This window comes from Planococcus alkaliphilus (genome assembly GCF_057031095.1).
Genome location: NZ_CM168060.1, coordinates 655672 through 667970, shown reverse-complemented (window position 1 = coordinate 667970; position 12299 = coordinate 655672). Strand labels below are relative to the sequence as shown.

Here is a 12299-nt window from a genome sequence, read left to right as displayed (position 1 = left end):
GAATTTTGCAGGGGGATGAAATAAAAGCATAATGCGAAAAAAGATAGATGAAGCATTTTTATGTGTTAACCTAATTAAAAATTTAGTTGACTCAAATATTTTGCTTGATTATACTGAAAATAGATTTACCGGATTACACCAAGTACCAAAGGGAGATGGAAAGAAATTATGACGACAACGACAACATCGAGAACGGCTAATCATTCGAAAACTTTGCATTTAATCCATATCGCCATGTTCTCAGCATTGATGGCCATCGGGGCAAATATCTCAGCATTTCTAATTATCGGAGGGGTGCCGATCACGCTGCAGACATTCTTCGCCATTCTCGCCGGCATTCTGCTCGGCAGCCGCATGGGCGCCATTTCAATGATCGTCTACGCATTTATCGGGTTGGCAGGCGTCCCTGTATTTGCCGGATTTTCCGGCGGCATGGACACCTTGATTTCGCCGACATTCGGCTTTATCGTATCATTCGTATTTGTCGCCTATATTGCCGGCATGGTCGTGAAGAAATTCCCGTCGCGCACGGGCTTTATCGCTGCTGCCTTAGTCGGCACAGCGGTGAATTATTTAATCGGCACGAACTGGATGTACGCAGCCTATAAATTGTGGTTCGCCGCTCCAGAAGGCTTTACGTATCAGCTTGCTTGGGCATGGATGGCCGTGCCGCTGCCAAAAGACCTCATCTTGGCCGTGCTCGCCGGCATTTTCGGTTTCCGCTTGCGTCCGATTGTGCAGCGATTCAAGTGAGATCGTTTATTTGCGCTTAAACTGCATTTATTTGCGCTTAACTTATTTTATTTGCGTTTAACCTGAGTTTATTTGCGCTTAGCCCGCGTTTATTTGCGTTCAGCTATTTCTTCCAAATAAACCCACACAAAAAGACCATTCGCATCGCCGCGAATGGTCTTTCCATTTTCATCATGTTCCGCAGAAGGTCTGATAAGGTGCATCGTCTTCCGGCGGCAATTTCGTGTATTCCTCTTGCTCTTCGCTGTAAGCGTAAGGATCGGCGAGCACGTCCAGCAACTCTTCCAACACGCTGTAGTCGCCGTTTTGCACAGCGGCATCGAGCGCTTCTTCGACGCGGTGATTGCGCGGAATGATGGACGGATTGCTGCGGCGCATCAAGGCTTCTGATGCATCCGTCCCTTCTTCTTGGCGGGACAGCCGCGCTTGCCATTTCGCATGCCATGCTTGAAATTCAGGTGCTCCGAATAAACCCTCACCGCTTGTTTGGCCAAGCGTGAGCGAACGGAAAGTGTTCGTGTAATCGGCGCCGTTTTCATGCATCCAGGACAATAGCTCCCCGATCAACGCCTCATCTTCCGCTTCTTCTCCGAACAATCCAAGTTTTGCCCGCATGCCGTTCAACCAATGCGCATAATAGGATTCAATAAAATCTTTTAGTACGCCTTGCGCCAATTCGATCGCTTTCTCTTTGTCTTCATGCAGGAACGGCACGAGCGTTTCCGCAAACCGCGCCAAATTCCAGCCGGTGACTTGCGGCTGATTGCCGAACGCGTAGCGGGCTTGCTGGTCGATCGAGCTGAAGACCGTTGCCGGATCGTATTCGTTCATGAACGCACACGGCCCGTAATCAATTGTTTCGCCGCTGATCGTCATATTGTCGGTGTTCATGACGCCGTGGATAAATCCGACAAGCTGCCATTTTGAAACGAGCTTTGCATGGCGTTCAGCCACTTCTTTGAAAAATGCCAAATACCGATCTTGGTCCGCTTCGATATGCGGATAATGTCGCTCGACGGCGTAGTCGGCCAGCTCCTTGAATTCTTCCAGATTGCCGCGGCTCGCAGCATATTGGAACGTTCCAAAACGCAGATGGCTCGCTGCAATGCGCGTCAAAACCGCACCCGGCAAGCGTGTTTCGCGGCGAATTTCTTCTCCTGTCGAAACGACGGCGAGGCTCCGTGTTGTCGGGATGCCAAGCGCATTCATCGATTCGCTGATGATGTATTCACGGAGCATTGGACCGAGCGCGGCCCGGCCATCGCCGCCTCTTGAATACGGCGTACGCCCTGCGCCTTTCAATTGGATATCAAAACGGCGACCGTTCGGTGTAAGCTGTTCCCCGAGCAGCACCGCACGCCCGTCGCCGAGCATCGTCAAATTGCCGAATTGGTGCCCTGCGTAGGCTTGTGCAAGCGGCCCAGCGCCTTCCGGAATTTCATTGCCGGCGAAAATTGCGGTTCCTTCTTCTGTTTGCAGCGTCTCCCCATCTAATCCAAGCTCTTCTGCCAAGGGTGTATTGAACAAAACCAGTTCCGGCGCTGCGACCGGATCCGGCTTCAGTTTCGTGAAAAAAGCTTGAGGCAGACGAGCATAGCTATTGTCAAAATTCCAGCCAGTTCGAGCCCGTTCGGTTCGCTTCGTCATCAGATCTCCCTTTCTTTCTCAAGCCCAAAGGAGGCTTTTGTTGTTCTTCTACTATACCCTTTCTGCCCGCTGATGACGCTTTTCACGCTTACGTTAAGCCTCCAAAAACTCACGGATCACCTGCACAAATCGCTCCGGTTCCTCGACGTTTGGCGCATGGCCCGATTCCTCGAACTCCACAAAGCGCGAATTGGCAATAAACGAAGCGATTTCTTTCCCGCGCTCAGGCGGATTCAAACCATCATGGCGTCCGCTGATAATCAAGGTTTCCGCTGCAACAGTGGGAAGCGAAGCCCGGAAATCAAAGCCTTCGAGTGCTTTATTCGCGGCAGCTTGTTCGGTCAATGACAGCGGCTTTTCCAGTTTCGCAAGATCTGCTTGCCATCTGCCGACCGCTTTTAAATTGTGGAACATGTATTTCGATAAGTGAGCCATCGTTTCAAGTTCATCCATGCCGTCAATTTCGTCTTGGTATCGCTCGATCAATTCCTGGGTCGAAGAAGTTTTGCCGTTCGATTTGGAAACGACCAAGATGAGTTTTTGGACACGTTCCGGATGCGCAAGCACAAATCCTTGGGCGATGTAGCTGCCCATCGAGACGCCAAGAATATGCGCCTTATCGATTTTCAGCTCATCCAATAAGGCACGCAGATCTTCAATATGGTCATTCAAGGTATATTTTGCCGGCTTGCCCGATTGGCCATGCCCTCTCGCGTCGTAGGCAATGACGCGGAACGACGAGTTGAACTGTTCCATTTCCTCTTTGAACATGGCGTGGCTTGAGCCGAGGCCGTGGATCAAGACGAGCGGTTCACCTTGCCCCGTTTCTTCGTAAACCAAATCCAAGCCGTTGACTGCAATTTTTGGCATCTTGTTTCCTCCTCTTTTTCAATTTAACGTTCTATACCCGAAAAATGGGCAACTCGGCATGATTTTTTTCGTCTTTAACTCCAAAGCCATTCATAGGAAAAGAGGTGCCGTGATGAAGAATTTCCTGCGCTTCGGTTATTTGCAGGCGCTGTCCTGTGTGTTTCCTGTTATCATTTTCGGTGCACTGGCGCTGTCCAAATGGATCGATATCCCCTATGTGCCGCGCTATGATTTTATTCTGCTCATCTGCATTGGCGCTCAGATTTTCATGCTCGTTTCCAAACTGGAGACGATCGATGAATTCAAAGTCATTTGTGTGTTCCACGTGATCGGCCTTGCCCTGGAAATTTTCAAAGTCCATATGGGTTCCTGGGCTTATCCGGAAGAGGCCTACAGCAAGGTTTTCGGTGTCCCGCTTTATAGCGGATTCATGTACGCCAGCGTCGCAAGCTATATTTGCCAAGCGTGGCGGCGGATGGATCTCCATATCTACGGCTGGCCTACGCCTTTCTATACCGTCACCATCAGCGGGTTGATCTATCTGAATTTCTTCACCCACCATTTCACTTACGACATCCGCTGGGCATTGAAAGCTTTGCTGCTTTTCATATTCCTCCGGACATTTGTGACGTTCGAGGTGAATAAAACCGTCTACAAAATGCCGATGATCCTGTCGTTTCTGCTGATCGGCTTTTTCATTTGGATTGCTGAGAACATTACGACTTTCCTCGGCGCTTGGCAATATCCGGATCAACAAGCCGCTTGGTCGCTCGTCCATATCGGCAAAATCAGTTCGTGGTTCTTGCTGGTCATCATCTCCATCATCATTGTGGCGCAATTGAAGCGGGTAAAATCTTCTATGCAATTGCCGCGGGAAACTAAAGGCGTGCATTGGAGATATAAGAAAATCTTATAGACTTCCTTCTTATCTTCCGAATTCACTTATCTTATTGGTAGAGGTAGGATGATGGAAAAGGAGGCGATCGGAATGGAAATTGAGTTTCGGAATGCACGGTTAGAGGACGTCGAAAAGATTGTTGAGATGCTCGCAGATGACAAGCTTGGCAGCGAGCGTGAGCGCTTTGAATCCCCTTTGCCTAAGAGTTACTACGATGCATTTTCAGCGATTGACAGCGATCCGAATAATGAATTGATCCTTGCTTGTCTAGACGAAGAAATTGTCGGCGTCCAGCAAGTGACGTTCACCCCTTACCTCACGTATCAAGGCGGTTGGCGCGCCACAATCGAAGGCGTCCGAACGGCGTCATCTGTCCGGGGACAAGGCATCGGCAGCCAATTGATCGGCTACGCCATTGAACGCGCTAAAACGCGCGGCTGCCATCTTGTTCAGCTGACAACCGATAAAAAACGTCCGGAAGCACTGCATTTTTATGAACAGCTCGGTTTTTCCGCGACGCACGAAGGCATGAAGTTGAAGCTTTGACGAAGACTTGGCGCAAGCATTCTGCCGCTTGCGCTGAGTTTTTATTTTGTGCCCAACTCATCCCACGAAAAAAGCATCCCGGCACAGGATGCTCTCTTCTCACTTATTTCGTTTGCGGTTCAAGTTTTTTCTTTTTCTGGTTGATCTCCGCCAACGCTTTGTCGATTGTGCCGTACTCGAATTCGAAGCCCGCTTTTTGGAGTTTCTCCGGCAGCACCCAGCGGCTCTTCAAAATCAGTTCCGTCTCCGTACCGATCACCACAGCACCTGTGCTTAAGATAAACTTCGGCGCCGGCAGCCCGATTCGGCGGTTCATCGATTTCCGCATTTGCTCCATCAATTCACGGTTCGTTACAGGATACGGTGTCGCCGCGTTGACCGGCCCTTCGATTTCCGCGTGCTGTTGAAGGAAAACCAGCATCCGGTATAAATCTTCGATATGGATCCAACTGAACATTTGCTTGCCCGGCCCTTGCTTGCCGCCCAGTCCAAAACGCACCATGTTTTTATAAGGTCCCATCACGCCGCCGTCCGCTCCGAGGACAATTGAAATCCGGAGCGCCACTTGGCGGGTTTGGTTTAAACGAAAATCAAAAAAGGCCTGTTCCCATGCTTTCCCTACTTCTACCGAGAACCCTTCGCCGATTTCACCGTCGTCTTCTGTCATTGGACGATCTTCCGCATGGCGGTAAATCGTTGCTGTACTTGCATTGATCCAAAGCGGAGGCGGATTTTCACAAGCTGCAACCGCATTTCCGAGGAGCTTTGTCGTTTTAATGCGCGAATCCATGATCTCTTTTTTGTTTTTGGCATTGTAGCGGCAATTGACGGACTTGCCGGCTAAATTGACGACCAATTCCGCCCCTTCAAGCGCTGCAACGATTCCCCGGTGGTCGTTCCATAAAATCTGGTTCGATTGCCTCGAGATGATATGCACTTCGTAGCCCTGCTCTTTAAAGCGTTTTTCCAGGTATTGGCCAATAAATCCAGTGCCTCCAGCTAATACAACTTTCTTTCCCATGCCATGACCCCGTTTCCATTATCTTCTTACTTGAGTAGACGATAGTTGCAGTGTTTATGATTCCTATTATACCCTAATCACCCATATTTTTTCTGATGCTCTTTTTTGCGCTTCAAATAATCTTCATCTTCCCGGATTTCATCCCAGCGTTTTTTGAAAATCGCAGCCGATTCCGCTTTTTCCGGGTCGATCTGCCGTTCCTTAATGCTGCCGTCTTCGTTGTATTTTCGGCCGCCTTTGTAGTTGGTATAGCGGCGTGCACGCGTATAGCCCATCTGGATGAATTTCCGTGCCATGTCCATGCCGACAAAATCATCTTTTTTCCGGTACTCTTCAAACATCTCCGAAATCTTGTCGCATGATTCCTGGGCAATCGCCGGCGTCTTGAATCGCCAATGCGGCAAAATTTCGTTTTTATAAGGCTGGACGAGCAGCACTCCTTGTTCGCCTTTTCCGACGCGATAGAGTTCCGGGTGCTTGCGGAGGTCTAAATTTTCGTAATCCAAATCGTAATCGAACGCCATATGTTTCCCACTCCTTTATTTCCTTTTCCTCTTTACGGATTCCATACCCTCTCAAGCTGTGAAAAATGCAGAGAATCAAAAGAGTCCAAGAAGAAATAGATGCGAAAATAAAAAACTCACCGCCATCATTACTGAAGGCAGTGAGCGGAATGAATTCTTATTTTTTATTCTTCATCAAGTATTTTTCTTCAAGCGCTGCCGCTTCGATCGGCCGGCTGAAATAGAAACCTTGCATGATGTGGCAGTCTTTTGAAAGCAGGAAAGCTAATTGTTCAGCTGTTTCCACGCCTTCCGCAACGACGTTCAAGTTCAAGTTTTTTGCCAGCGTAATGATGGTATTGGTGATCGCCGCATCCGCTGCATTTTCCGTCACGTCCATGATAAACGAACGGTCGATTTTCAACGTGTCCAGCGGGAAATCCTTCAAATAGCCAAGGGACGAATAGCCTGTCCCAAAATCATCGATGGAAATTTTGACGCCGAGCTCTTTCAATTGCTTCATCTTCTCAATCGCCACTTTTGTATTCTTGACGATCTGGTTCTCGGTCAATTCGATGTGCAGGCAGCTTGGATCCAGCTTCAAATCCTCCAAAATCTCTTTGATCATCGGTACAAGATCCTCTTCTTCAAACTGGCGTCCCGACAAGTTAACGGACATCGTCAGTTGGCCGTAACCCTCATTCTTCCAGTGCTTCAGCTGTTTGCAGGCATTTTCCAATACCCATTTACCGATTGGAATGATCAAACCGGTCTCTTCTGCAAGCGGAATAAAATCGACCGGCGAAATCATGCCAAGTTTCGAATGATTCCATCTGAGAAGTGCTTCTGCTCCGGTGATGGTTTGAGTGCGCCCATCGATTTGCGGCTGATAGTAGATCGCCATTTCATCAAGGTCCAAAGCTTTATACAAAGAGTTCTCGATATAGATGCTCTCCAAGTTGCGATTGTTCATTTCGCTCTTGAAAAAGTGGAAATAAGATCCGGACATCTCTTTCGATTTATACATGGCAGAATCCGCATTCTTTATCAGCTCTTCTGCCGTCTCCCCATCTTCCGGGTACACGCTGATGCCGATGCTTGCCTTGATATAGATTTCGTTTTCCTTCAATGAGAAAGGCGCAGTAAACGACTCGATGACTTGCTTTAAAATCGGGTAGATGTCTTTTTTAGCAGCCATTTCCGGCAAGATGATCATGAATTCATCTCCGCCTTGCCGTGACACAAGTGCACAGTCTGGGATATTGGTTCTTAAGCGCGTTGCGGTTTCCTTGAGCAACATATCGCCGTAGCTATGGCCAAGACTGTCGTTGATCATTTTGAAACGGTCCAAATCCAAGTACATGAGTGCCAGTTTTTTGCCGCTTTCTTCCGCTTCCGACAGCCATTTCTTCAACTGATCGTTCAATAAAACACGGTTCGGCAAATCGGTTAAACTGTCGTAATAGGCTAGATGCTTGATCTCTTCTTCCAGTTTCTGGCGTTCTGTAATGTCTTTAAATGTGACGACTTCCCCGATCCGCTTATCGCCTTCGTTGATTGAGGAAATCACATATTCCACAGCTAAATTGGATTGGTCCTTTTTAATGAATTGTTCGTTTTGAGTGGAATAGGAAGCGTCAGAAAGCGTCTTTTCATAATGGCCGAAAATCGCTGTGACTCGTTTTCCGATTAATTCTCCGGGCATGTAGCCAAGCATCGATTCGCTTGCCGGGTTGCAGAATGTGATATGGCCGTGAAGATCCAAACCGAAAATCCCTTCTCCGGCAGAATTCAAAATCAATTCTTTTTCGCGGCTCAAATTCCCCAATTCTCCAACTACCCGCTCCAATTCCAAATTCTTCAACGTGAGTTCTGATGTTCTCGTTTCAATGAGCATTTCCTGCTTTTCCATATAAATCAAATTGGACAAGGTAGCAGCTGTTGCATCTGCAATTGACTGGGCAAGCTGGATATCCGCTTCCCGGAAATACAATCGCTCAGCTTCTAATTCTACGATCGCCAAAGCCCCGAGCACTTTCCCCATTGAAACCAGGGGAATCATGAACATGCCTTTAATGCCGAAGTTCTGGCAAATTTCGTGGTTCGGCCGGTCATCTTCATGGACATTCGGGATAAGCAAGGGCTTTTTGGTCCGGACTACTTCCAGGAAAACAGGGTCACTCGAAGCATCCATTTTCGCTTTTTCATGCGTTTCCAGCCACTCTTCTTCTGTCCAATCGCTGTTCTTGCTGAGATTTGCCGGCTTGATTTTCTCTTCGACGGACGGATCCAGCAAATGCACCCCGACATTTGAATTGTTCAGCACCGTGCCCACATAAGAAAAGCATTTATCCAACACTTCCGGCATCGTGGCGCACATCGACAATTCACGCGTAAAATCCAGCAGCAGCTGTTTTTCATTCAACAAGTCTTCCTTGCGATTCATGTTTTTGGCGTTGCGAATGGCCACTCCCGCCATATTGACATACGCTTCCACAGACTGGATTTCCTCTTGCGTCAAATTCATCGGGATGCCGTAGTCAAATAAAAACACGAGGCCGTATAATTCCTCTTCATACATAATCGGAAGGCCCAAAAGCGATTTGATCTGGAAGCCAGCAACCGCCCGCGGATCGGGCCGGCTGTCGACAGATGTATCCGGTATGTAAATCGATTTCTTCGTTTCCACCACTTCTTTTGCCAAGCGGTCATATTCCATATCCACCACGTGCATATCCAGCGTCATGCCGTTGATGTATTTCGGCTTCCCTACAAAGCCTCTAAAATCCCCGTTCTCTTCCGGCAAATAAATTCCTACAGAATCGCATTGGACGATTTCTTCTGAAATGGCCGTGACCACATGCTCCAGCAATTCACGGAGCTCTAATTTGGTGTTGATCATCTTCGTTATATGTGCAAGCCGCGAATAACGCGTCTGTTCTCTCTGCATTGATTCATGCTCCAATCTATTAAACTGATCTGTCGTTTCTCTGCTGTATTTTTTATCATTTCGTGTAAAAATCTTATAACATCCCGCTAATTTGTAACAGAGCAGATAAGCCTATACTACCATTAATAAGTGATTTTTTAGAAGTTAAAATCCCATATTTTCTACAAAATACGACAAAAAACAGGCTGGAACTTCTGTTCCTAGCCTGTTTTCTCATTTATTTGCTATCGCTTCAAAGCTTATTAGTTGATCGCCGTTTGTCGGTTTTTCACCATATTGATAATTTGCTGACACGGTGATGTCCGTGAATCCGATTTTTTCAAGAACTGCCTTGAATTCTTCCACCCCGTACCAGCGGATCGGCATCCGTTCCAATTCACTTTCCACAAGTTTCCCGTCTCTCCATCGTTCGTAGCGGTTATGCGCGACAGAATATTGATGGATCCAGTCGATTTTCACTTTTCGATGCTCGACTGTCAGCACGTCGCCGTTCGGGCTTTCCCAAAACCGTTCGGAAACTTTGCCAAGCTCCATATCCGTTTCAAAAATCAAATCGACGATCAGCCGGCCGCCATCTTGTAAATGATCGTAAAAATTTTGCAGCGCCTGGATAGACGATTCCCGCTCATGAAGCAAGAGGAAAGTGCCCGTTGGAATAATGATGGCCTCATAGCGCGTATCCGTTTTGAACGTTTCCATCCGTTTTGAACGTTTCCATCCGTTCAATCGAAAGTTTCGGCGCGAGCCCTCTCTCTGCGCAATTCCGTTTGCAATGCTCAAGCATTTCCGTTGAGATATCAAAACCTTCGACCTGAAATCCTTGTTCAAGCAATGGAATTAGAATCCTTCCCGTGCCCGTTGCCGGCTCTAGGATCTGCCCTTTGCATCCTTTTAACCGCTCTGTATAATATTCCACGTCTCCGAATGAGTGGCCAATCGGCTTATCCAAATCGTAGACTTCTGAAGATAAACTGCTGTAATATGCGAACATTGCTTTCCCCTCCTATTTCCTTAGTAAAGTAAGTTTAGCAGGAATTCAGGGAAAAAATTAGATATACTGAGACGTAACAGACTTATTTTTATCCATATGAAACTTCAACTACTGGAGGAGATTATCATTCATCTTGAGTTACTCGGTAAAAGGGTGAAAGAAGCCCGCTTAACAAAATCTTATACGCAGCAGGACTTAGCAGAATTATGCAATTTGACGAAAAGCCATATCTCCAAAATTGAAAATGGCCAAGCCTCTCCCGCGATTGCGACATTATCCAAAATCGCTCAAGTCCTGGAAGCCCCTCTTTCCTGGTTTTTAGAATCCAATTCAGAAAAGCAGTTGTCTATCGTAAAAAAATCCAGCCGTTCTTTAAAAATGGGAAATGCTGAAATCGGTTATATGTATGAAGCGTTAGCTAACCGGCCGCATTTCAGCAAAATCGAACCTGTAATCATTACCGTCCTGCCCGAAGCGGAACATGTCGAGCCTTTCACCCATATGGAAGATGAATTCATCTATGTACTATCTGGTTCTATTAAGCTTTCGTATAACGGCCAATTGCACGTTTTGGCTGAAGGCGACAGTGCTTATTTTGATGGAAGTGTTCCGCACATTTTCTTAAACGACGAAGAAGGGGAAGCCAAAGTACTAAGTGTCTTTGTCTAAATAACTTCTCTGCTTTACCAGCCTTATTTTCTGGGCTGGCTTTTTATTTTCTCTTTTAGTCCATCCATTTAGTTTTCCGAAAATAAAGTTTTTTAGTATTTACAAGCATTTGTTTTTAATGTAACCTTTGTATATTCATATTCAACTTAGTTGAATATGAATATACAAAGTAAGGGGTGGAACATATGTCTAGCAGAATTTCTGGCTTTTATAAGCTTTCTGTTGAAGAAAGACGGGATATTGTTACGAAAGAACGGGGATTAACGGAAAAGGAACTTTCCTACCTATCCGGGGAACAGGCGATGTCCATGGATTTAGCAGATGCCATGATTGAAAATGTCATCGGCCAAATTGCTATTCCAGTGGGAATTGCAGCAAACTTTAAAATAAATGGACAAGATAAATTCATTCCAATGGCTACAGAAGAGCCTTCTGTTGTAGCCGCAGCAAGCAATGCAGCCCGGGCAGCATACAGCGAAGGCGGTTTTTTCACATCGCTTAGCGGAACAATTATGCGTGGCCAGATTCAAGTGCTGAATATTGCCGATCCTTTTGCAGCCCGCGCGAAAATCTTTGAGCACAAACAAGAAATTCTTAATTTATGTAATGAAAAAGATCCAACATTGGTTTCATTTGGCGGCGGCGCCATCGATTTAGAAGTCCATATTATTCCTACAACTAATCACATGATGCTGATTATCCACCTGATTGTGGATACGAAAGATGCGATGGGCGCAAACGCAGTCAATACAATGGCGGAATTTGTCGCACCGACAATCGAAAGCATTACGGGCGGCAGAGTCGTCTGCAAAATCATTTCAAATTTGGCAGATCGCCGCTTGGCAAGAGCACGCGCTGTCTTCTCGGCTGAAGCTATGGGCGGGAAAGAAGTAGTGGAAAACATTGTAAGCGCTTTCGAGTTTGCGGATGCAGATCCATATCGTGCAGCTACTCATAACAAAGGTGTAATGAATGGCATTTCTGCCGTCGTACTTGCTTCCGGCAATGATACACGCGCCGTTGAAGCTGGTGCCCATGCATATGCTTCGGTCTCAGGACGCTACAAATCATTGACGAAATGGGAAATTGATAAAGACGGCAACCTTTCTGGATCAATCGAATTGCCAATGGCTGTCGGCATTATTGGTGGAGCGACTAAAACACATCCAGTTGCGCAAGCTGCATTGAAAATCATGGATATCTCTTCAGCCGAAGAATTAGCGGGCTGCATCGCAGCAGTCGGCCTTGCCGAAAATGCCGCAAGTCTTCGTGCCTTATCAGCTGAAGGAATTCAGCGCGGCCATATGTCGCTTCATGCAAGAAACTTAGCAGTCATGGCAGGAGCCGATACGGCTGACATCGACCGCATTGTCGCTCAAGCGGTCCAAGAAAAAGATTTACGATATGACCGTATCCTGGAGATTACGCAATCCATTCAAAGAGGTGAATAA

Annotated in this window: 12 protein-coding genes; 5 read left to right on the top strand and 7 right to left on the bottom strand. The window is 47.0% G+C overall.

All coding sequences use genetic code 11. The features are described from left to right. Nucleotides 1-168 precede the first annotated feature (168 nt). Entirely contained in the window at nt 169-753 is a 585-nt protein-coding gene (locus AC2EXB_RS03580; protein ID WP_483603683.1) for a biotin transporter BioY, read from the top strand. A 171-nt stretch (nt 754-924) separates the two neighbouring features. Here AC2EXB_RS03580 and AC2EXB_RS03575 read toward each other — a convergent pair whose 3' ends face one another. Together AC2EXB_RS03575 and AC2EXB_RS03570 are read right to left on the bottom strand one after the other, a co-directional pair. Beyond that, nucleotides 925-2400, bottom strand: a complete 1476-nt coding sequence (locus AC2EXB_RS03575; protein ID WP_483603681.1) for a protein adenylyltransferase SelO — start codon at nt 2398-2400, stop codon at nt 925-927. A 93-nt stretch (nt 2401-2493) separates the two neighbouring features. Next, the gene (locus AC2EXB_RS03570) at nt 2494-3270 is read right to left on the bottom strand and encodes an alpha/beta fold hydrolase (protein ID WP_483603679.1); all 777 of its coding nucleotides are present in this window, start codon (nt 3268-3270) and stop codon (nt 2494-2496) included. A 112-nt stretch (nt 3271-3382) separates the two neighbouring features. Here AC2EXB_RS03570 and AC2EXB_RS03565 point away from each other — a divergent pair, with 112 nt between their 5' ends. Together AC2EXB_RS03565 and AC2EXB_RS03560 are read left to right on the top strand one after the other, a co-directional pair. Continuing rightward, nucleotides 3383-4186 carry a DUF817 domain-containing protein gene (locus AC2EXB_RS03565; protein ID WP_483603677.1) on the top strand — a complete coding sequence of 268 codons (804 nt, stop codon included), beginning with the start codon at nt 3383-3385 and terminating at the stop codon, nt 4184-4186. Nucleotides 4187-4258: 72 nt separating this feature from the next. Then, nucleotides 4259-4714, top strand: coding sequence for an N-acetyltransferase family protein (locus AC2EXB_RS03560; RefSeq protein ID WP_483603675.1), 456 nt, complete (start codon nt 4259-4261; stop codon nt 4712-4714). A 103-nt stretch (nt 4715-4817) separates the two neighbouring features. Here AC2EXB_RS03560 and AC2EXB_RS03555 read toward each other — a convergent pair whose 3' ends face one another. The 5 genes from AC2EXB_RS03555 to AC2EXB_RS03535 form a co-directional block, all read right to left on the bottom strand. Beyond that, nucleotides 4818-5735, bottom strand: coding sequence for a TIGR01777 family oxidoreductase (locus AC2EXB_RS03555; protein ID WP_483603673.1), 918 nt, complete (start codon nt 5733-5735; stop codon nt 4818-4820). Nucleotides 5736-5812: 77 nt separating this feature from the next. Further along, the gene (locus AC2EXB_RS03550; RefSeq protein ID WP_483603671.1) at nt 5813-6259 is read right to left on the bottom strand and encodes a DUF4385 domain-containing protein; all 447 of its coding nucleotides are present in this window, start codon (nt 6257-6259) and stop codon (nt 5813-5815) included. A gap of 157 nt (nt 6260-6416) precedes the next feature. Next, nucleotides 6417-9188 carry a sensor domain-containing phosphodiesterase gene (locus AC2EXB_RS03545; RefSeq protein ID WP_483603670.1) on the bottom strand — a complete coding sequence of 924 codons (2772 nt, stop codon included), beginning with the start codon at nt 9186-9188 and terminating at the stop codon, nt 6417-6419. Between the two features lie 213 nt (nt 9189-9401). After that, nucleotides 9402-9887, bottom strand: coding sequence for a hypothetical protein (locus tag AC2EXB_RS03540; RefSeq protein WP_483603668.1), 486 nt, complete (start codon nt 9885-9887; stop codon nt 9402-9404). Further along, nucleotides 9856-10179: a class I SAM-dependent methyltransferase gene (locus AC2EXB_RS03535; protein ID WP_483603666.1), complete on the bottom strand. Its 324-nt coding sequence runs from the start codon at nt 10177-10179 to the stop codon at nt 9856-9858. The genes AC2EXB_RS03540 and AC2EXB_RS03535 overlap by 32 nt, the downstream gene beginning before the upstream one ends. Before the next feature lie 96 nt (nt 10180-10275). Between AC2EXB_RS03535 and AC2EXB_RS03530 the strand changes: the two genes are divergently transcribed. After that, nucleotides 10276-10848, top strand: a complete 573-nt coding sequence (locus tag AC2EXB_RS03530) for a helix-turn-helix domain-containing protein (RefSeq protein WP_279577110.1) — start codon at nt 10276-10278, stop codon at nt 10846-10848. A 185-nt stretch (nt 10849-11033) separates the two neighbouring features. Then, a complete protein-coding gene (locus AC2EXB_RS03525; RefSeq protein ID WP_246809714.1) occupies nt 11034-12299 on the top strand; it encodes a hydroxymethylglutaryl-CoA reductase, degradative in 1266 nt (421 codons plus the stop codon).

Coding starts and splice junctions, on each gene's coding strand:
- AC2EXB_RS03580 (WP_483603683.1), top strand. CDS start 169: ATGACGACAACGACAACATCGAGAACGGCTAATCATTCGAAAACTTTG.
- AC2EXB_RS03575 (WP_483603681.1), bottom strand. CDS start 2,400: ATGACGAAGCGAACCGAACGGGCTCGAACTGGCTGGAATTTTGACAAT.
- AC2EXB_RS03570 (WP_483603679.1), bottom strand. CDS start 3,270: ATGCCAAAAATTGCAGTCAACGGCTTGGATTTGGTTTACGAAGAAACG.
- AC2EXB_RS03565 (WP_483603677.1), top strand. CDS start 3,383: ATGAAGAATTTCCTGCGCTTCGGTTATTTGCAGGCGCTGTCCTGTGTG.
- AC2EXB_RS03560 (WP_483603675.1), top strand. CDS start 4,259: ATGGAAATTGAGTTTCGGAATGCACGGTTAGAGGACGTCGAAAAGATT.
- AC2EXB_RS03555 (WP_483603673.1), bottom strand. CDS start 5,735: ATGGGAAAGAAAGTTGTATTAGCTGGAGGCACTGGATTTATTGGCCAA.
- AC2EXB_RS03550 (WP_483603671.1), bottom strand. CDS start 6,259: ATGGCGTTCGATTACGATTTGGATTACGAAAATTTAGACCTCCGCAAG.
- AC2EXB_RS03545 (WP_483603670.1), bottom strand. CDS start 9,188: ATGCAGAGAGAACAGACGCGTTATTCGCGGCTTGCACATATAACGAAG.
- AC2EXB_RS03540 (WP_483603668.1), bottom strand. CDS start 9,887: ATGGAAACGTTCAAAACGGATACGCGCTATGAGGCCATCATTATTCCA.
- AC2EXB_RS03535 (WP_483603666.1), bottom strand. CDS start 10,179: ATGTTCGCATATTACAGCAGTTTATCTTCAGAAGTCTACGATTTGGAT.
- AC2EXB_RS03530 (WP_279577110.1), top strand. CDS start 10,276: ATGAAACTTCAACTACTGGAGGAGATTATCATTCATCTTGAGTTACTC.
- AC2EXB_RS03525 (WP_246809714.1), top strand. CDS start 11,034: ATGTCTAGCAGAATTTCTGGCTTTTATAAGCTTTCTGTTGAAGAAAGA.